This is a genomic window from Terribacillus halophilus, from assembly GCF_900162685.1.
Classification (GTDB): domain Bacteria; phylum Bacillota; class Bacilli; order Bacillales; family Amphibacillaceae; genus Terribacillus; species Terribacillus halophilus_A.
In genome coordinates, this window is record NZ_LT727828.1 from 958214 (window position 1) to 978980 (window position 20767).

Sequence of the window (20767 nt, forward strand, 5' to 3'; positions counted from 1 at the left end):
AGAATATGGAATTAGCAGAAATTAGAAATGAAATTGACCGAATGGAAACACAACTAACAGACTTTAGGGGGTCTCTTTGACTTAGATCAGAAGAAAGCTCGTATTGCTGAGCTTGAAGATCTAATGTTGGATCCGACATTTTGGGATAATCAAGAGACAGCGCAAAAAGTAATCAATGAGTCGAACGGCTTGAAAGAGTCAGTCGACGGCTACGAAAAACTTGTTTCCCGTCATGAAGACTTGGAAGTTTCCCTCGAATTGGTGAAGGAAGAAGCAGATGAAGATCTTCGCGCGGAATTAGAGGAAGAAATCGTTGCAATGCGTACATCAGTTGATGAATTCGAGTTGCTTATGCTATTGAGTGAACCATATGACAGAAACAATGCTATTTTGGAACTGCATCCAGGTGCAGGCGGCACCGAATCCCAAGACTGGGCGAGCATGTTGCTTCGTATGTATACGCGCTGGGCAGAACAGCGTGATTTCAAAGTGGAAACACTGGATTATCTTCCAGGTGAAGAAGCTGGTGTTAAAAGTGTAACGCTATTGATTAAAGGACTTAATGCATACGGTTATCTGAAAGCGGAAAAAGGCGTACATCGTCTTGTCCGTATTTCACCGTTCGACAGCTCAGGCCGACGTCATACATCCTTCGTTTCTTGTGATGTTATGCCTGAATTTGATGACGATATTGATGTAGATATTCGTACAGAAGATCTGAAAATTGATACGTATCGTTCCAGCGGTGCCGGCGGACAGCACGTCAATACAACTGATTCGGCGGTTCGGATTACGCACCTTCCGACAAACACAGTTGTAACATGCCAATCTGAACGTTCTCAGATTAAAAACCGGGAACACGCAATGAAGATGCTGAAAGCGAAGCTGTATCAGCTTGAGATTGAGAAGCAGCAGCAAGAGCTGAACGAAATCCGGGGTGAACAGAAGGAAATCGGCTGGGGCAGTCAAATTCGTTCTTATGTGTTCCACCCATATTCGATGGTAAAAGACCACAGAACGAATGAAGAGTCCGGAAATACACAAGCTGTAATGGACGGGAATCTGGATCCATTTATTAATGCATACTTGCGTTCCACATTATAAGCGTTTCTGTAACGCTCTTGTAACATAACAAGCTGAACCGTTATTCCATCTTACAAAAAAAGGATGCGATTCTCTTGAAAAAACAGTTAATAGTCAGCGGCAGCCTCCTGTTTCTTCTTCTTTTAACCGCTTGCGGCGGCAACAATGAGGCAGAGACACCAGCAGGAGCCTATGAGAATAATTGCGCCATGTGCCACGGTCAGGACTTGAGCGGCGGAAACGGCGGCCCAGCGTTGGATAACCTGGGATCTGATTATACACAAGAAGAACTTGTCGATATTATGGAAAACGGCAAAGGCGGCATGCCTGCCGGGCAAGCTGAAGGGGAAGAGGCGGAGAAAATCGCCGACTGGCTGCTAAAACAGCAGTAAAAGCAATATAGCAAATACCCATACAGACGTCTGTATGGGTATTTTGTTGTGTATCCAGCTTTGGGAACAAGTGGAAACGACAGAAAACTGCATCAATTGTTTCAAAAAGCGAGCCTATTGTCATATATTGAAACACAAATGTAATATTAATATGTCTAAAAAAAGAGAAAGAAGATGTTATAATAGTTTTGGGTTTGAGAGCTGGTTCGATTGCTTTCAACAATGTTCGACATAAAACAACTGATACTTAACAGATTATGAAATAATAAAAAAGGTGAGTTAAACATGATAGATATGAAAGATGTGCATAAAGATTATGCCAATGGCGTATCTGCGCTGAATGGAGTCAACGTGCATATCGATAATGGGGAATTTGTGTACCTAGTTGGCCCAAGCGGTGCCGGTAAATCCACATTTGTCAAAATGATCTTCCGTGGAGAGAAGCCGAACACAGGAACTGTAAAAATAGATAATATTGATTTGAGCACATATAAAGAACGACAAATACCGCAAATCAGAAGAAAGATCGGCGTAGTCTACCAAGATTTTAAGTTACTGCCAAAACTAACAGTCTATGAGAATGTTGCTTTTGCATTAGAAGTAATAGAAGAGTCACCAAAACTGATTCGTGACCGTGTCATGGAAGTACTTGATCTTGTCGGAATAAAGCATAAAGCCAGATCAATCCCTGATGAATTATCAGGAGGAGAACAGCAGCGTGTGGCAATTGCCCGGGCAATTGCCAACAAACCTAAAGTTGTGATTGCTGATGAACCGACCGGAAACCTGGATCCCGATACATCTTGGGGGATTATGAAGATTCTGGAAGATATTAATCAAACTGGAACAACTATTATTATGGCAACACACAGCCAAGAGATTGTGAACACAATTAAGAAACGTGTCATCGCCCTGGAAAACGGTCGTATTGTCCGAGATGAAGCAGGAGGTGATTACGGATATGAAGCTTAACACCGCAAAACGCCATCTGCGTGAAGGATCGAAGAATATATTCCGTAACGGCTGGATGACCATTGCTTCTATTGGAGCAGTAACGGTTACGCTCATCTTAGTCGGCGTTTTCTTGGCTCTCGTATTTAACTTAAATAATTTCGCTTCCAACGTTGAATCGGATGTAGAAATGAGTGTCTACCTTGATCCGACACTTGAGAAAGATCAAGTGGAAGCAATTCAAGGAGAGCTAGAATCAATAGATAAAGTTGGTTCAGTGAAGTATTCCTCGAAAGAAGAACAGTTAAACCAGCTGATGAAAGATATGGGGCAAACAGAATGGGACTTGTTCGAACAAGACAACCCGTTAAGTGATACGTATGTTGTAAAAACATCGAAGCCGCAAGATATTTCCTCGGTAGCTGATGAAGTCGGCGAACTGGATGGTGTTGACAAAGTGGACTACGGCGAATCAACAGTAGATAGTCTCTTTACTGTTAGTAAGTACTCCCGAATCATCGGTGCTGTATTAATCATCGGTCTGGTATTTACAGCCATCTTCTTAATCTCAAACACTATTAAGATTACAATCATCGCCAGAAGCAGAGAAATCGGCATCATGAAATTGGTAGGAGCAACCAACTCCTTTATCCGCTGGCCGTTCTTTATTGAAGGGTTAATGCTAGGTGTGCTCGGTGCGATTATACCGATTGCGATTGTTCTCGGCGGTTATTATTACTTGTCAAACAATGTATCACAAAATATTGACATAGGATTTGTGCAAATTCTCCCTTACGCACCATTCGCTTTCCAGCTTTCAGGATTATTGCTGGCAATTGGCGCAGTAATTGGAGTCTGGGGCAGCGTCATGAGTGTCCGTAAATTTCTTAAAGTCTAAATCAACTAGTATACAAAGCTTATTTAGAAGGAAAGGGAATGAGAGAAGAATGAAGAAGACGATCAAACCTGTTCTTGTAGCTGTATTAGCTGCAGGAGCAATCCTACATACTCCGATTCAAACGTCCGCAAAATCCTCTTCTGAACTGCAGAGTGAGATTAATGAACTGCAAGAGAAACAGCAGGAGAATAACAGTAAGCAAAGTGAATTGGAAAGCCAAATTGATAATGCAGAATCCAAACAATCTGAGAATCAGGCTGAGCAAGACAGCTTACGAGCTAAATTGGACAGCTTGAATAACAAGATTGATAAAAATGAAAATGCATTAGAAGATAAAGAAACGCAAATTGACGAGACAAACCAAAAGATTGAAAAAATTTCTGGTGAAATCGTCGATACTGAAAAAGATATTGATAAGCGTGAGGATAAACTATCCGATCGCCTTGTCAGCTTGCAGCAGAACGGCGGCGACGTACAGTACTTGCAAGTATTAATGGGATCTAAGAACTTTGGCGACATGATCAACCGTCTGAATGCTGTTACAACAATCATGGATTCTGACAAAGAACTATTGAACGGTTACTTAGAAGCAAAGCAGAAACTTGAAGACCAGAAACAAGAGCGTGAAGATGAAAAGCAAAACTTGCAAGATCAAAAAGATAAACTTGTATCGATTAAAGAAGATTTAAAATCCCAAGCAGCAGAACAAGAAGACTTGAAACAGCAGCTTGAGGATGAATATGCAGAGCTTGAAGATCAAATCTTGTCTGCGGAAGAGCAAGAGGAGCTTGTAAGAAACCAAGCAGAAGCCCTTCGTGTAGCAAAAGAAGATGCACAATCTCAACAAGCTGATTTAGAAGCAGAGAAAAAAGCGGCAGCAGAAGCAAAAGCAGCAGCACAAAAAGCTGCCGAGAGCAAAGAAAGCTCTTCAAGCTCTAATGCATCTACCTCCAAATCAACAACAGAAAGCAGTTCTGCTAGTACTTCTACAGTGAAGTCTGCAGAAGCTGGTATCTTCTCTTGGCCAGCCTCTGGAACTAAATCATCTGGATTCGGAGCTCGCTGGGGAACGTTCCATTACGGTGTTGATATTGCTAATGCAATCGGAACACCTGTTCACGCAGCTGCAAGCGGCCGTGTTTCCTACAGCGGTACAATGAATGGCTACGGAAATGTTATCATCGTGGAACATTCTATCAATGGCCGCGCATATGGTACGCTTTACGGACATTTGAGCAAGCGTGAAGTATCTGTTGGTGAGAGTGTTTCACGCGGACAGGAAATTGCGAAAATGGGTAACTCGGGTGTATCTACAGGTTCTCACCTACATTTCGAAATTCATGTAGATGGTTCTTGGAACGGTGCGAAAAGTAACGCAGTAGACCCAATGAAATATTTCTAATACCAAAATCAAAAAAGGCATTCTCCAATATGGGGGTGCCTTTTTCACATCATCTTTCTCTTTTAGTGATAAGATAGAGGGAGAGTAGCATAGTAGTAAGAGTAACGGATGGGACAAGTGAGGAAAGGGTGAGAGGCGAAGGTGCAGATAAAAAAAGCAACATTTATCATTGCAATTATTGTGGCATTGGTTGTCGGGGCAGGAGGCAGCTATGCCTATACATCATATGCAGGTGACGAGGCGGGATTAGAGTCTGCCTCACGGGATTCAGAAAACCTTTCTGAGGTAGGGAATGCTTATGAGCTGATTAAGAATAATGCACTTGCTAAGCCAGACGCGCAGCAGCTGCAGAATGGAGCTATTCAAGGAATGCTCGAAACACTGAACGATCCGTATAGTTCTTTCCTAGATGAAGCATCTTCTACGCAGTTGAATCAGCAGCTGGAGTCATCGTTTGAAGGTATCGGTGCTGAGGTAAGCATGGTCGAGGACAATGTGACAATCGTAGCGCCAATTAAAGATTCACCGGCAGAAGATGCAGGCTTGCGGCCGAATGATCAAGTGCTCGAGGTAGACGGAGATTCTTTGCAAGGACTTGATTTACAGGAAGCTGTTGGCAAGATTCGCGGTGAAAAAGGGACAACTGTTACGCTATCTGTAAAACGCCCGGGAGTATCCGAAGAATTGAAGATTGATGTAACACGTGATGAAATACCAGTCGAGACGGTTTACACGGATACAAAGGAATTGAATGGTCAAACTGCTGGTATTATTGAGATTACCTCCTTCTCTGAGAACACAGCAGGTGAATTTGAAACAGCGTTGAAGAAGCTGGAGGCAGATGGAATTGATGGTTTGATTATTGATGTACGTGGAAACCCTGGTGGGATTCTGACAACTGTTGAAGAAATCTTGAAAAACTTTGTACCAAGTGAGAAGCCATATTTACAGATTGAAAATAAAGATGGTAAGAAGCAGAAGTTTTATACAGAGTTAGATAAGAAGAAGGACTACCCAATCAATGTGCTTATTGATGAAGGCAGTGCGTCGGCATCCGAGATTCTTGCTGGTGCGATGAATCAGGCTGGCGGCTACGAACTGATTGGGAAGACGTCATTCGGTAAAGGAACTGTACAGCAGACAGTGCCTTTGGAGAATGAATCAATGCTGAAGCTTACCTTGTATAAATGGCTGACACCAAATGGTGATTGGATTCACGAAAAAGGTATCAAGCCGACAGTGAAAGTGGAGCAGCCGGAATACTTTTATAGTACGCCAATTCAGTTGGATGAAAAGGAAACATTGAAATTCAATGACAATAATGACAAAATTAAAAACTTGCAAATTATGCTGGATGGCCTAGGCTACGATCCAAGCCGGAAAGATGGCTTCTTCAACGAAAAAACAGAAACAGCAGTCAAGCAGTTCCAGCAGGATCAAAACCTTCAAGCTACTGGAGAAGTAAATCAGGAAACAGCTGACTTGCTACAGACGAAGATCATCGAGCAAATACGCGATGGCAAGCATGATAACCAAATGGACAAAGCATTGCAGGAGCTGTTCGCTCAATAATAGGAAGCCTTCCAATATGGGAGGCTTTTTCTGTTGTACATAGGAAAACACCGCTTGGCATGTTAAAATAGACAGTATACATAAGAGATGGTTATAGGGAGAGACACATAATGGTGAATGATTGGTTGACCGAACTTCTATATGGGGTCGGGAACTTCTTTTTGAATCCGCTGCTCTATTGGACCCTGCTGCTTACGTTATTTGTGTCGAGTCGCAGAATCCGTAAAGAGCGTATTAACTTCGGGACGAAGGTGTTTGCATTCCGTAAAGAGTGGACAGGCACATGGCCTCTCTCCGTCATATTTGGAATCTTGCTCACAGCAGTGAGTATCGGAGCCGGGATTGTGATAGCGCCGCCTGTTGTATTGCTGCTGAGTCTTGTGACAATTGTGCTGACAGTACTGCTGCAGTTCACATGGCTGTCGGCAGCTTACATATTCGGATTCAGTTTCCTGCTTGCTGTAGGTGCTGCGCCATACGCTAGTGATTATTTGCAGGCTGGCTGGGCGGAGGATATTGCAGGATTAAATTGGATTAGTTTTGCACTCGTTATGAGCATTATCATGCTAGCGGAAGCAATCTTGCTTTTAAAGACCAAGCGGGAAGATACATTGCCAGAACTGGTTAAAGGTCCGCGCGGCCGCTGGATTGGACAGCATCGCTTCCGTAAGCTCTTGTTCATACCGTTCTTTCTGCTCGTACCTGCTGGTGCAATTGAACCGTTTGCGCCTTGGTGGCCATTCTTCCACCTAAACGGAACAAGTTACGGCTTGCTGCTTGTGCCATTGCTCACAGGCATCAATGGTATTGCCAAAGGTCGTCCAGCTTTTGTCGAAGCACGCCAGCAAGGAAAGGCGATTTTGGTATTAGCTCTGTTTACGCTCGCGTTAAGTGCAGCTAGTACTTATGCGTATTACCTATCTATTGCTGCATTTGTTGTGGCACTTATCGGCAGAGAAGCTATTACACTCTTCTTCCGGAACAAAGATCGGAAACGGGCCTTTTATTACACAGAAAGCAGCGAAGGAATGTTTGTGCTAGCTGTTGTACCAGATAGTCCGGCTGACAGACTCGGCCTGCTTCCTGGTGAGCGAATCGAAAAAGTCAATGGTATCCGTGTAGCGACAGAACGCACATTTTATGAAGCAATTCAATCAAACAGCCAATATTGCAAAATGGAAATCCGTGACGAGCAAGGCGAAATACGAATCAAACAACGCGCCATGTACGAAGGTGAACCACACGAACTGGGCATCATATTTGTACAAGAACAGCATAAGCAAGCTGCACCGATTAGCAGCTAAGTTGAACCACTTATTCTATCAAGGATAAGTGGTTTTCTTTATCTACAAGTATCTGAAACTAGTAACGTACAATATCTTATACAGATTGATAGATATAAGTAGCCATTGAAATGATAAAGAATATAGTAAATACAATGGGGGGATAAGTTCCTAAATGAACGTGTTACAGGTGTTTGGAATACTAGCATTTCTCTGCCTGATAGGGAATCCAATTGTATTTCGAATCAGCGGAGTGATGGCTGTCATAAGCTAGGCGGAAGCCCAATAATTGAGGAAAAAAGATATTTTTTTAAAAAATGATTGTAACGAAATAGGTGCTCAAGGTATTAATACTACGAACAACAAGAAAGTGAGGGCAGTTATGAATAAGCTCGAGGAAGAATATGAAAAGATTCATCCGAAAATCTATGCATTTTTTTATTCCAAAACAGGAAATCGGATGACTGCTCAGGATCTTTGCCACGATACCTTTTACGAGGCCTGTAAAAACATTGGATCTTTTAATGGACATTCCACCTTGTCGACATGGGTGTTCAAGATTGCGACAAATTTACTAAAAAAATATTACCGAAAAAACAAGTATCAGCAAAGCTTAATGCAAAAACTTGCAGAGATTCCACAGACTGAAATCCATTCATTGGAAGAGTTGGCGGAAATCAATGAAGATACAAAAATACTTTTACATCATATCTCGAAATTGGATGATGTCTCAAGGGAAATCATATTGCTGCGTATCTACGGAGAACTGAGTTTTTCAGAGATTGGAATCTTGATCGGGAAATCAGAGAACTATGCGCGTGTGACTTTTCACCGGTTGAAACTAAAGATCCAAAAATTAATGGAGGTGGATTTATGAGCAGAGAATGTACGATTGTACAAGACCTTTTGCCTTTATATGAAGAAGACTTGTTACAGTTGGAGACAAAGCAATTTATCGAGGAACACTTGAAAAGCTGCCATGAATGCGGCCATGTCACAGAGCAAGCACAAATTCCACTGCCTGCAGAAGTAAAACCCGGCGGTACTTCTAAAAAAATGATGCGTAAAATTACCGTGAAATTAACGACAATACAGATTTTCTTTGTAGCAATTGCTTTTATATTGGCGATGAGCACGACCATTATGAATGACAATAGTGGCTTTATCCTGACTTATGCCATTTTAGGTGCGGTCACATATCTGTTTTACCGGTCGGTCCTCGTTACTGTCCTGCTAGCGGGCGTACCGAACTTCATATGGAATTGCTTGCTATATATAACGGATTGGTTCGGCGAGTTATATGCTGAAAGTTTTTCGGAGGCTCTTCAAATAGCACTGACGACCTTAATTATCCACCTTTTCATTACCTTTATCGGAATCATTATCGGCTTCTGCATTGTTAAAATAAGAGAGGAAAATTGATTATGAAAAAGAAAATAATATACAGTGTGATTGCATTTTCATTAATTGCTGCCATAGTGTTCGCTTACATGCAAATGAGCGGAAATACAACTGACAAACACAAAGCAAAGGAGAGCCTGGAAGCATTTTTACAACAAACTTATCCCGACATGGATTATGAGATCAAGCGGTCAGTAGGGTATGGATGGACCGATGGCACTTATCAATTTAATGTAGTGAAAAAGGACCCTATTGGAGTTGAGACCACCTATCCGTTCTATGTCTCCGCTCTCGAACCGTATGAAGTTTATAGTGATACGATTCATGAATCCAACATAGACAAAGAGGCATCTGAAAAGCTAAATGCTGAGGCAGAGCGGTATATTCTAACGCTCCTCAAGGAAAAAGTGCCGCAAGTCGATTCAGTGGTAACGGATGTGGGAGTATACAACAAAGTTGCCGAGGAATGGACACCGCAGTTGAAAACACCAAAGCCGATCACCATTATACTGGAAATTGAAAAAGGAGATTTGACGAAAGAACAAATGCTGCAACAGAGCCAGGAAATACAGAAGCAATTGAATAGTAAATCTATCGATTATCATTTAGCTGAAGTAGGGTATAGCAGCGTCATCAATGGTGAAGAAACTTATGACTATTACGTTAGTTTTACACCAGAACAAGAATTAACTATAAAAGACGTAAATTAAACGAGAAGAAAATAACGAGGAAATGAGTGTTAATTGTTAATTCAGATAACCAGTTTAGTGTTTTTTTATGGCACTTACACCGATAATCGGCAGTAGCTCTTTGCGACATCCAATAATACGATTGATTTTATGCGAACCATAAAGAGAAGGAGCAAGCCGACGGGGCTTGCTCCTTTTTCTATATTTCTTGCATTGATAGCAGGCTGCGAATTTCTTCTTCTGTTAGAGTGTTGAGCATTGTTTCCCCTGGCTGAATAATCTGATCTACTAGTGCGCGTTTACGCTGCTGCAGTTCGAAAATTCGTTCCTCAATTGTCCCGCGGGTAAGCAGGCGGATAACTTGCACGACATTTTTCTGTCCAATTCGGTGAGCGCGGCCTGCTGCTTGTTCTTCAACTGCGGGGTTCCACCACAGGTCGAAGAGTATAACAGTATCTGCTCCAGTTAAATTCAGGCCGGTACCTCCCGCTTTCAAACTGATCAGGAAGCCATCGTTTTCTCCTTCATTGAAAGCTTCTGCCATTTGCATTCTTTCTTTAGAAGGTGTGCTGCCGTCCAGGTAAAAGACGTCCGTATCATCCAGTGCTTGCCGGATAATCTGCAGCATGCTGGCGAATTGCGAGAAGATAAGGAAACGTTTATTATTTTGCTTCAATTCACGAATCACTTCCAGCAGCTGTTCCAGTTTACCGGACTGCCCGGTATAGTTATCAATGAATAGTGACGGGTGACAGCAGATCTGCCGCAACCTGGTCAGTCCAGCGAGTATCTCCAATTTACCTCTGTCAAAGCCTTTTTCAGCAATTGTTTGGTCAATTTTACGACGAATCCGTTCGAGATAGCCAACGTAAATTTCTTTTTGTTCTTGTGTCAGATCAGAATACGTTGTTGTTTCAATCTTTTCTGGCAGTTCATGCAGCACATCAGTTTTCACCCGTCTCAAAATGAAGGGGCGAGTAATTTGTGCGATTTTTTCCGGTTCAAATTCTGTGAACGTCTTGCGGCTGCGGAACAATCCCGGCGATATGGTATGGAAAATGGACCACAGCTCATCCAATCTGTTTTCAATCGGCGTTCCGCTCAAAGCAAACCGATTTCCGGCCTGGATAAGCCCGACAGCTTTAGCTGTCTGTGTATTGTGGTTTTTGATTGCTTGCGCTTCATCTAACACTAAACTATCAAATAACTGCCCTGCATACACATGATGATCCACTCGCAATAATGGATAAGAAGTAATGACAATGTCATAATCCGCCAAGTATGCGAGCTGACTTTGCCGTTCTGTTACCGATCCGGAAATAACCAATGTCCGCATGTTAGGTGCGAATTTCTCGAATTCCTTCTGCCAATTATAAAGCAGGGAAGAAGGCACAATGATAAGCGAAGGGCGGGATGTTGGATTGGCTTCGCGCTCAGATGTGAGATAAGCAATCGTCTGCAATGTTTTCCCAAGCCCCATATCATCAGCAAGAATACCGCCAAGGCCATAATAGGCGAGTGTTTTCATCCACTTGAAGCCTGTTAGCTGATAGTCACGTAACTCGGCATTCAGTCCGGCTGGCAGGTCGAAATCGATTTGTTCCGGATGACGAAGCCGTTCAATAAGTGTTTGAAAAGCAGCTTCCATCGCTGCTCCTTGAAGTGCTTCCTCGACTTGCATGCTTTGTGCGACTGGAACAAAGATCTGTTGCTTATCCAGCTGACTTTTCCGAATTTGGAGCTGCTCCAGAAAGTCTTGGAAGTTATTCATCGAATCCTGCTCCAGATCGAGCAAGGCGCCGTCTGGAATGCGATAATACTTTTTCTTCTCAATCATTGCTTGCAAGACATTGCTGATATGAGCCTCGGATAGACCATTGATATCAAAGCTGATTTCCAGCATGCCTTTTTCCTGCTGTAAGCGAACCGAAGAAGACACTTCATGCTGATCGTCTGCCTTCATCGCCTGTACCCGGTCGGAAATATACACTTCTGCTAGATGCTGCAAAGCAGGCAGGTGTTCATGGAGGAATTGATAAATATACTCCATGTTTAGCAAATGAAAGCGTCCTTTAGAAAAGCGGAAGCCGGATGTGTGCAGTTGCTGCAAAACGGCATCTTCCTGAGCAGATTGACGTTTGATGACAGGAAGATTTGTCTGCTTTTGTCCCGGCTGAATCACATGATCACCATAATGGAAAGCGACGCTGGCATGCAGCACATCATCTGTTTCATCCAAGTATACTTTTGCCGTGAGAGGTGCCAGTTCTACTTTGCTGCGAACCGTTTCGGCTATATGCACATGACCAATTTGTTCGAGCTTCCCAACAACTTGGGATACAAATTGATTCACGTTCTTATCGGAAACTGTCTGTGGCGTATCATGCCGATAAGGCAGTATCGAGAACAGTTCTTTCACTAGTTCCCGCTGTTCAGGCGGAACCGGGTAGAGCACATCGTCCTTTACGAGATAATGATAGTTTTTAATGTATTCATAGGCGGCAATGTCCTGTACACCGAATTGCAGCATTTCTTGTTCATCTGTTGATAAGTAAAAATCCAAGCGTGCCGGCTGGCTGCTCACATGGAATGCATTCATCGCATCGGTATGAAGAAGATGAAGGGATGCACCAGCTTCAGCAAGCTCTGGCAGCAAGTCTTTCGCCAAAGAAGGCGTCAGTTTAACAGCGCGTTTTTCCGACTGAAGCGAAGACGCTGCGAAGTCATGGATAAAGCTATTTTCACAAGCCTCTAATAATCGTCCTAGTATGGCTCTGTCCTCTGGTGAGACAATATGTACATTCGGATCAAATGCAAAGCTTGGTGTCAGCTGGTAGCGCGTATGGTGCACCACACTCCGGAGAAAATCCTCTGCCAGACGGACAATATATGTACGGGAAGTACCAGCTTTGAGTTCGACCTCCAGCACTGTGTTGCCATTTGTCTGCAAAAAGCGCTGTTCTACTTTATACTCCAGTTTTAATGTTTCCGGCTGTTTTGATGGCAGGCGTTCATCCGAGGAAGCGAAGGTTTGTACGAGCCGATCGGTGAAATCCGTCTGCCGAGCTGTTGCGGGGGCAGATGTATCTTCAGTTATCGTATAGCCATTGCTGTCAAAGCGATTCTTACTAATTGCGATCAAGACAGCTGCGATATGCTTGCACGTATAGTGGGTATGATATGCCGGACAAGAACAAACACCATCTAGGTCATCATCCTCAAAGAAAAAGATCCGTACTGGATAGATTTCTGTGCCACGAACAACAGCCTTCCATTGATTGATGGAAGGTGTAAAGCTAAGCCCCTGTACACGGCCTTTGTTGGCATAGTCCAACCCTCTGCGGTAGAAACGATCACCTGTCACTTTGATGATATCTTGTTTATCGAGAAAATAAGATTGCATAAAAGCCCAGTCTCCAGTCTAAAAAATTCATTATCCTATCATTATAACAGATATGACAATAGCCTTCCCCAACCAGGCAGAATAAAAAACGGCAGTGTATAACTGCCGTCCTGAAATTACTTCTTTTTCACTTGAAAGATCTGCGTTTCACCTGCGACGGCTTGCTCGGGGAAGAGTGCTTCCAGTGTGAAATCACTTTCTTCAAAGTTTGTGACAATCACTGGTGTGATGCTGCTTTTTGCTTTCGCTTCGATTACTGGCTTTTCAAAGGCAACTAGTTTGTCTCCGGCAGAAACTTTATCTCCGACTTTAACGAAAGTTTCGAAGCCTTCTCCTTTTAAATTAACGGTATCAAGTCCGACATGCACGAGCAGCTCCAAGCCCATTTCGGTTTTCAGGCCAATGGCGTGCTTTGTTTCAAAGACTTGTACGACTTCTGCGTCAATCGGACTGACAATTGTTTGATCGGACGGTTCAATCGCTACACCGTCACCCATCATTTTTTCAGCAAATACAGGATCGGGAACTTCTTCCAACGGGACGACTTTTCCAGTGACAGGGCTTACAAAACTTTCTTCCGTAACATTTTTGCCGAATAGTTTTTTTAGCATGGTTGTCTCTCCTCAGAATAAACCGTATTTTGTTGAAAATCTTATTAGTATTATAGTAAAGCGCTTTCTCCGTGCAGGTCAATAAAAACCATCTGCGAGAAGATATTGCCTAAAGCAACTAACATTAGGTATAGTAGAGAAAGACTGATTTTTGAGCGGAAAGAAGGTTTAACGCAGTGTGATAAAAAACGCCCACGTTGATAGACACGCTCTACGAATGCTAACAGAACGGCAGGTAATGAACCGATGAAAATAAATGAAGAAGTACAAAAACGTAAGACTTTCGCAATTATATCCCACCCGGATGCCGGGAAAACGACACTGACAGAGAAGCTGCTCGTCTTTGGTAACCTTATTCGATCGGCGGGTACAGTTAAAGGGAAGAAATCTGGTAAGTTCGCAACATCCGACTGGATGGAAATTGAGAAACAGCGCGGAATTTCCGTTACATCATCTGTAATGAACTTCCCGTATAAAGATTATCAAGTGAATATCCTGGATACACCGGGACACGAAGATTTCAGTGAAGACACATATCGAACATTAACAGCAGTGGATAGTGTTGTCATGATTATTGATGCAACAAAAGGTATCGAAGCACAGACGCTGAAGCTATTTAAAGTTTGTCGTATGCGCGGTATCCCGATTTTCACTTTCATCAATAAACTTGACCGAGAGGGCCGAGAGCCATTGGAGCTTTTGGAAGAGATTGAACAAGTATTGGATATTGAGACATATCCAATGAACTGGCCAGCAGGCATGGGCAAACGTTTCCTAGGTATCTTCGACCGTCATAACGAGCAATTTGTCCGTTTTAACGGAAATGAAGAAGAAACGTATATTCCGTATGACGAGCTGGATGATCCGGCTTATGCTGATTTGACTGGTCAATCTGCCTTTGAAGACACAAAAGGAGAGCTGGAATTGCTAGAAGAAGCTGGCGACCAATTCTCACTCGATCGTGTACTTGCAGGTGAGCAGACGCCAGTGTTCTTTGGAAGCGCCCTAGCGCCATTTGGTGTGCAGACTTTCTTTGACACATTTGTCAGCATGGCACCTTCTCCAGGAGGCCGCCGGACAACGGAGGGCGTCGTATCACCTGAGAAAGAAGAATTCTCCGGTTTCATTTTCAAGATTCAAGCAAACATGAACCCGGCCCACCGTGACCGGATTGCTTTCTTACGCGTTTGCTCAGGGAAGTTCGAACGAGGGATGAGCGTGCAGCTTGCTCGTTCTGCAAAACCGATTAAACTTTCGCAGTCACAGCAGTTCGTTGCTTCTTCCCGTGATACAGTTGAAGAGGCTTTTGCTGGAGATATTATCGGTATATATGATCCAAATATTTACCGAATCGGGGATACACTGCTAGAAGGAAAAGCGAACTTCGAATTCGATGAGCTGCCGCAGTTCCCGCCGGAAGTATTTAAAAAGGTAACAGCGAAAAACGTGATGAAAGCAAAACAGTTTAGAAAAGGGATTGAGCAGCTTGTGCAAGAAGGAGCAATTCAGCTGTTCCGTGGTAAACGTGATGACAGCTTTATCCTTGGCGCAGTTGGAGAGCTGCAGTACGAAGTATTCGAATATCGAATGAAAAACGAGTATAATGTAGAAGTAGTATTGGAATCAATGGGAGAACGCATTCCGCGCTGGCTGAAAGCTGAGCAAGTGGATGAACGTCTGTTTGACGAGCGCAGTTTACTCGCACAGGATCGTGAAGGAGAATACTTGGCATTGTTCAAGAATGATTTTGCCCTTCGCTGGTTCACGGATAAAAACCCGAAAATCGATTTGATTGATCTGTTTGAGGTCAACCAATACGACCAAACTGCTAACTAATAGATGAAGCCGTCATTTTTTGACGGCTTTTTGCTATCTGCAGTGTTTATGTTTTTTATATTAGGTAAACATCTATATTAGCAGATATACAGAATCTTAAACGAATGTTTGTTCGTATTTTTATATATTTTATGCTATCATATGAGTAATCAAGAGAACGGAGGAAATTGGCGTTGAAGGAAAATGAAACGTTTGAGTTAGTATCCAAATATAGTCCGCAAGGTGATCAGCCGCGGGCAATTGATCACTTAGTCGATGGTATTCACCAGCAAAAGCGCCACCAAACATTGCTTGGAGCGACAGGTACTGGTAAAACATTCACCATTTCGAATATGGTGAAGGAAATAAACCGTCCGACGCTTGTAATAGCCCATAACAAGACGCTAGCAGGCCAGCTGTACAGTGAGTTTAAGGAATTCTTCCCGAACAATGCTGTAGAGTATTTTGTTAGTTATTATGATTATTACCAGCCTGAAGCTTATGTACCGCAGACGGATACATTCATCGAGAAAGATGCCAGCATCAATGATGAGATTGATAAACTGCGCCACTCTGCAACATCTTCGCTTTTCGAGCGGAATGATGTGCTGATTGTAGCAAGTGTATCCTGCATCTATGGTTTAGGTTCCCCGGAGGAATATAAGAGCCAAGTACTTTCCGTCCGTGTCGGGATGGAGAAAGACCGGGATGAACTGCTTCGCAACCTTGTTGATATCCAGTATGCAAGAAACGATATTGACTTTCAGCGTGGTACGTTCCGCGTACGCGGTGATTCTGTTGAAGTTATTCCCGCTTCAAAAGAAGAACATTGTATTCGCTTTGAGTTCTTTGGCGATGAAATCGATCGTATTCGCGAAGTAGATGCGTTAACAGGTGAGATAATCGGCGACCGCGAGCATGTTGCCATCTTCCCGGCTTCCCACTTCGTAACTCGTGAGGAGAACTTGAAGAAAGCGATTAGCAATATTGAGGAAGAACTTAAAGAACAGCTCGCTGTATTTAATGAGCAAGGCAAGTTGCTGGAAGCGCAGCGCTTGGAACAGCGTACAAACTATGATTTGGAAATGATGCGTGAGATGGGCTTTTGTTCTGGTATCGAGAACTATTCCCGCCATCTTACCTTCCGTGATGCGGGAGCAACGCCGTACACATTGCTGGACTTCTTCCCAGATGATTTTGTTGTAGTAGTTGATGAGTCCCATGTTACACTGCCGCAAATCAGGGGAATGTTCAATGGTGACCAAGCCCGAAAAAAAGTGCTTGTTGACCATGGCTTCCGTCTGCCGTCAGCAATGGACAACCGTCCGCTGACATTCACTGAATTTGAGAAGAAGACCGAACAGCTTGTGTACGTATCAGCAACACCGGGACCATATGAAATCGAGCATACACCTGAGATGGTCGAGCAAATTATCCGTCCGACAGGGCTGCTTGATCCAGAAATAGATATTCGGCCAATTGAAGGCCAGATTGACGATCTTATCAGTGAAATTTATAAACGTACCGAAAAGAATGAACGTGTCTTAATTACAACGCTCACGAAGAAAATGTCAGAGGACTTAACCGATTATCTAAAAGATATTGGAATTAAAGTTGCTTATCTTCATTCGGAAATTAAAACATTGGAACGTATCGAGGTTATTCGTGACTTACGAGTCGGCAAATATGACGTGCTTGTTGGGATCAACTTGCTTCGAGAAGGATTGGATATACCAGAAGTGTCCTTAGTATCTATCCTAGATGCGGATAAGGAAGGGTTCTTGCGTTCTGAACGCTCTCTCATTCAGATAATGGGACGTGCAGCACGTAACGAAAACGGTCATGTCATTATGTATGCGAATAGAATTACGGACAGCATGCAGAAAGCAATTGACGAGACAACCCGCCGTCGTGAAATACAAATAGCGTATAACAAAGAACATGGCATCACTCCGCAGACAATCCGAAAAGAAGTGCGGGATGTGATTAAAGCGACCATCACTTCTGAAGAGAGCGGCGCACCGAATAAGGATACGCCGGATTTGACGAAGCTGACGAAAAAAGAAAAAGAAAAAGTTATTGCTGATATGGAGCAAGAGATGAAACAGGCTGCGCGCGATCTCAACTTCGAACGTGCTGCCGAGCTTCGTGATCTTGTATTGGAACTTAAAGCGGAAGGGTGAAGCAAGTGGCGAAGAAACATATATCAGTCCGAGGCGCACGCGCTAACAACTTAAAAAATATTGATGTAGATATTCCGAAAGACAGTCTAGTCGTGTTGACAGGCTTGTCTGGCTCAGGTAAATCATCGCTCGCTTTTGACACAATTTACGCCGAAGGGCAGCGGCGCTATGTGGAATCTCTATCTGCATATGCCCGCCAGTTCCTTGGTCAAATGGACAAGCCGGATGTTGATTCCATTGAAGGACTGTCACCAGCAATTAGTATCGATCAGAAAACAACAAGCAAAAATCCGCGTTCCACTGTCGGAACAGTAACGGAGATTTATGATTATTTGCGTCTGTTGTTTGCAAGAGTCGGGCGTCCAACTTGCCCGCGGCACGGGATTGAGATCAGTTCCCAATCCGTTGAGCAGATGGCTGACCGAATTCTTGAATTTCCAGAACGATCTCGCCTGCAAGTATTGGCGCCTGTTGTGTCCGGTAAAAAAGGCGAGCATGTGAAAGTACTGGAAAAGCTGCGTGCTGAAGGGTATATCCGTCTTCGTGTAGATGGCGAAATGATGGAGATTTCAGATGACATCAAGCTGGAGAAAACGAAGAAGCACTCCATTGAAGTAGTTGTCGATCGGATTGTTATCAAAGAAGGCATCACTGGCCGTTTGACAGATAGTTTGGAAACAGCTCTTACACTAGGAGACGGCAGAGTCATTGTAGACGTAATGGACGTGGAAGAATTGCTATTTAGTGAGCATCATGCTTGTCCAATTTGCGGTTTTTCCATCGGCGAATTGGAACCGCGGATGTTTTCTTTCAATAGCCCATTCGGTGCCTGCACAACATGTGATGGTTTGGGCACGAAACTGGAAGTCGACCCTGATTTAGTTATTCCGAATAAAGAACTAACACTGCGCGAAGGAGCAATTGCAGCTTGGGAGCCGACTAGTTCACAATATTATCCGAAACTGCTGGAAGCAGCCAGCAGTCATTTTGGTATTGATATGGATGTGCCGGTAGGAAAGCTGCCGGAAGCACAGCTGGATATCTTGCTGAACGGAAAGAAAAAAGATAAAATCTATTTCCGTTATGAAAATGATTTTGGCAGAGTACGTGAAAGCAACATTGAGTTCGAAGGTGTACTGACAAATATCGCACGTCGTTATCGTGACACCACGTCTGATTTCATTCGTGAACAAATGGAAAAATACATGAACACACGCCCTTGTCCAAAATGTAAAGGACATCGTCTCCGGGAAGAGTCTTTAGCAGTCCTTATTAATGGTAATCATATTAGCAACGTTACCGAGCAGTCTGTATTAGAAGTAAAACAATTCATGGAAGAGCTTGAACTGAATGAAAAAGAACGTCAAATTGCTTTCATGATTACGAAGGAAATTGTAGACAGACTTACATTCCTAAACAATGTTGGCTTAGATTACCTGACATTATCTCGTGCAGCAGGAACTTTATCCGGCGGAGAAGCACAGCGTATTCGTCTTGCAACACAAATAGGTTCTGCGTTAACTGGCGTTCTATATGTACTGGATGAACCATCTATCGGATTGCATCAGCGCGATAATGACCGTTTGATTGAAACGATGAAACGGATGCGTGATTTAGGTAACACGCTCATTGTCGTTGAGCACGACGAAGATACAATGATGGAAGCTGATTGGCTGATTGATGTAGGACCGGGAGCCGGCGAGCATGGCGGACAGATCTCCAGTCAGGGCACACCTGCAAAAGTGATGAAAGATAAGCGCTCGCTTACAGGACAGTATTTGTCAGGTAAAAAGTTTGTGCCGCTTCCATTTGAACGCCGTAAACCAGATATGGATCGTGTTATCGAAGTTGTTGGTGCAGAAGAGAATAACTTGAAAAAAGCATCTGCTAAAATTCCGCTCGGTTTGTTCAATGCGGTGACGGGTGTATCTGGCTCGGGTAAAAGTACGTTCGTCAATGAAATTCTGCACAAAACACTGGCGCAAAAGCTCAACAGAAGCAAGCAGAAGCCAGGTAAGCATAAACAAGTCAAAGGGTTAGAGCATTTGGATAAAGTCATCGACATTGACCAGTCTCCGATTGGCCGGACACCACGGTCGAACCCGGCTACGTATACAGGTGCATTTGATGATATTCGGGATGTGTATGCCAGCACGAATGCAGCGAAAGTACGCGGTTATAAGAAAGGCCGCTTCAGTTTCAACGTCAAAGGCGGACGCTGTGAAGCATGTCGAGGCGACGGCATTATCAAGATTGAAATGCACTTTCTGCCTGATGTGTATGTACCATGTGAGGTATGTCACGGGAAGCGGTACAACCGTGAGACACTTGAAGTGAAGTATAAAGGCAAGAGCATTGCGGATGTATTGGATATGACAATCGAAGAAGCAGTAGATTTCTTTGAGAACATTCCCAAAATCAAGCGCAAACTGCAAACAATTGCAGATGTCGGACTTGGATATGTGAAACTCGGACAGCCTGCAACAACACTGTCCGGCGGGGAAGCACAGCGTGTGAAACTGGCTAGTGAACTGCATAAACGCAGCAACGGAAAAACATTCTATATTTTAGATGAACCGACAACTGGTTTGCATGTAGATGACATTGCCCGATTGCTAAAAGTACTTGAACGGATTGTGGAGAACGGCGATACAGTTCTTGTTATTGAACATAATCTAGATGTTATCAAAACAGCAGATTATCTCATTGACCTCGGTCCAGAAGGCGGCGACCGCGGCGGTGAAATCGTAGCCACCGGCACTCCAGAAGTAGTAGCCGAAGTGCCTGCTTCTTACACCGGCAAATACTTGAAGCCAATTCTTGAACGCGACAGAGAACGAACAACAAGCGAAATCGAATATGCCGCACAAGTAGCGGAAAAATAAAGTGATACAGCAAGAGCTTGGGACAAAACAAGATTAATTCATCCATACTCTTTTAATGCAGTCCACCGACGGCTGCTGCCTCTCCAACTCTAGCTGTTAACGTTGGACAAAAATAGCTTTTGAATTAAGACATCGATAAGAAAATCGCTTTTTATTTTCGAGGAGTCTTCGTATTCTACCCTACACGAGTGAAGGTTTC

General features: G+C 43.5%; 15 protein-coding genes. 13 read left to right on the top strand and 2 right to left on the bottom strand.

The annotated features are described in order from the left end of the window. Nucleotides 1-5: 5 nt before the first annotated feature. The 10 genes from prfB to B1K52_RS09340 all read left to right on the top strand — a co-directional run bounded on the left by prfB (nucleotide 6) and on the right by B1K52_RS09340 (nucleotide 9692). Nucleotides 6-1104 (top strand): peptide chain release factor 2 gene (gene prfB / locus B1K52_RS09295; protein WP_373022372.1). Its coding sequence is split into 2 segments (ribosomal slippage): nucleotides 6-77 and nucleotides 79-1104, totalling 1098 coding nucleotides; the frame shifts between segments, so codons are not numbered across the junction. A 74-nt stretch (nucleotides 1105-1178) separates the two neighbouring features. Continuing rightward, nucleotides 1179-1475 carry a c-type cytochrome gene (locus B1K52_RS18260; RefSeq protein WP_077307547.1) on the top strand — a complete coding sequence of 99 codons (297 nt, stop codon included), beginning with the start codon at nucleotides 1179-1181 and terminating at the stop codon, nucleotides 1473-1475. A 285-nt stretch (nucleotides 1476-1760) separates the two neighbouring features. Next, entirely contained in the window at nucleotides 1761-2447 is a 687-nt protein-coding gene (ftsE, locus tag B1K52_RS09305; RefSeq protein ID WP_077307549.1) for a cell division ATP-binding protein FtsE, read from the top strand. Then, nucleotides 2437-3324, top strand: coding sequence for a permease-like cell division protein FtsX (ftsX, locus tag B1K52_RS09310; protein WP_077307551.1), 888 nt, complete (start codon nucleotides 2437-2439; stop codon nucleotides 3322-3324). Before ftsE ends, ftsX begins: the two co-directional genes overlap by 11 nt. Before the next feature lie 49 nt (nucleotides 3325-3373). Beyond that, nucleotides 3374-4726 carry a murein hydrolase activator EnvC family protein gene (locus B1K52_RS09315; protein WP_077307553.1) on the top strand — a complete coding sequence of 451 codons (1353 nt, stop codon included), beginning with the start codon at nucleotides 3374-3376 and terminating at the stop codon, nucleotides 4724-4726. Nucleotides 4727-4873: 147 nt separating this feature from the next. After that, nucleotides 4874-6298, top strand: a complete 1425-nt coding sequence (locus tag B1K52_RS09320) for a S41 family peptidase (protein WP_077310560.1) — start codon at nucleotides 4874-4876, stop codon at nucleotides 6296-6298. A gap of 110 nt (nucleotides 6299-6408) precedes the next feature. Further along, nucleotides 6409-7602 carry a PDZ domain-containing protein gene (locus tag B1K52_RS09325; RefSeq protein WP_077307555.1) on the top strand — a complete coding sequence of 398 codons (1194 nt, stop codon included), beginning with the start codon at nucleotides 6409-6411 and terminating at the stop codon, nucleotides 7600-7602. 268 nt (nucleotides 7603-7870) lie between these two features. After that, nucleotides 7871-8458, top strand: coding sequence for an RNA polymerase sigma factor (locus B1K52_RS09330; RefSeq protein WP_256855884.1), 588 nt, complete (start codon nucleotides 7871-7873; stop codon nucleotides 8456-8458). Further along, nucleotides 8455-9003, top strand: a complete 549-nt coding sequence (locus tag B1K52_RS09335; protein WP_077307557.1) for a zf-HC2 domain-containing protein — start codon at nucleotides 8455-8457, stop codon at nucleotides 9001-9003. Before B1K52_RS09330 ends, B1K52_RS09335 begins: the two co-directional genes overlap by 4 nt. Before the next feature lie 2 nt (nucleotides 9004-9005). Further along, entirely contained in the window at nucleotides 9006-9692 is a 687-nt protein-coding gene (locus B1K52_RS09340; protein WP_077307559.1) for a YfjL-like protein, read from the top strand. A 178-nt stretch (nucleotides 9693-9870) separates the two neighbouring features. On the opposite strand, the gene B1K52_RS09345 is transcribed toward B1K52_RS09340, so the two are convergent. Both B1K52_RS09345 and B1K52_RS09350 read right to left on the bottom strand, forming a co-directional pair. Further along, entirely contained in the window at nucleotides 9871-13074 is a 3204-nt protein-coding gene (locus tag B1K52_RS09345) for a DEAD/DEAH box helicase (protein ID WP_077307561.1), read from the bottom strand. A 116-nt stretch (nucleotides 13075-13190) separates the two neighbouring features. After that, nucleotides 13191-13685: a PTS sugar transporter subunit IIA gene (locus tag B1K52_RS09350; RefSeq protein WP_077307563.1), complete on the bottom strand. Its 495-nt coding sequence runs from the start codon at nucleotides 13683-13685 to the stop codon at nucleotides 13191-13193. Nucleotides 13686-13931: 246 nt separating this feature from the next. Here B1K52_RS09350 and B1K52_RS09355 point away from each other — a divergent pair, with 246 nt between their 5' ends. From B1K52_RS09355 to uvrA, 3 genes are all read left to right on the top strand, one after another. Continuing rightward, on the top strand, nucleotides 13932-15521 hold the full coding sequence (locus B1K52_RS09355; protein ID WP_077307565.1) for a peptide chain release factor 3: 1590 nt from the start codon (nucleotides 13932-13934) through the stop codon (nucleotides 15519-15521). Between the two features lie 173 nt (nucleotides 15522-15694). Beyond that, on the top strand, nucleotides 15695-17683 hold the full coding sequence (uvrB, locus tag B1K52_RS09360) for an excinuclease ABC subunit UvrB (protein WP_077307567.1): 1989 nt from the start codon (nucleotides 15695-15697) through the stop codon (nucleotides 17681-17683). A 5-nt stretch (nucleotides 17684-17688) separates the two neighbouring features. Beyond that, nucleotides 17689-20568 (top strand): excinuclease ABC subunit UvrA, encoded by a 2880-nt coding sequence (gene uvrA / locus B1K52_RS09365; protein ID WP_077307569.1) that lies wholly within the window; start codon nucleotides 17689-17691, stop codon nucleotides 20566-20568. Nucleotides 20569-20767 lie beyond the last annotated feature (199 nt).

Coding starts and splice junctions, on each gene's coding strand:
- ftsE (WP_077307549.1), top strand. CDS start 1,761: ATGATAGATATGAAAGATGTGCATAAAGATTATGCCAATGGCGTATCT.
- ftsX (WP_077307551.1), top strand. CDS start 2,437: ATGAAGCTTAACACCGCAAAACGCCATCTGCGTGAAGGATCGAAGAAT.
- B1K52_RS09315 (WP_077307553.1), top strand. CDS start 3,374: ATGAAGAAGACGATCAAACCTGTTCTTGTAGCTGTATTAGCTGCAGGA.
- B1K52_RS09325 (WP_077307555.1), top strand. CDS start 6,409: ATGGTGAATGATTGGTTGACCGAACTTCTATATGGGGTCGGGAACTTC.
- B1K52_RS09335 (WP_077307557.1), top strand. CDS start 8,455: ATGAGCAGAGAATGTACGATTGTACAAGACCTTTTGCCTTTATATGAA.
- B1K52_RS09340 (WP_077307559.1), top strand. CDS start 9,006: ATGAAAAAGAAAATAATATACAGTGTGATTGCATTTTCATTAATTGCT.
- B1K52_RS09345 (WP_077307561.1), bottom strand. CDS start 13,074: ATGCAATCTTATTTTCTCGATAAACAAGATATCATCAAAGTGACAGGT.
- B1K52_RS09350 (WP_077307563.1), bottom strand. CDS start 13,685: ATGCTAAAAAAACTATTCGGCAAAAATGTTACGGAAGAAAGTTTTGTA.
- B1K52_RS09355 (WP_077307565.1), top strand. CDS start 13,932: ATGAAAATAAATGAAGAAGTACAAAAACGTAAGACTTTCGCAATTATA.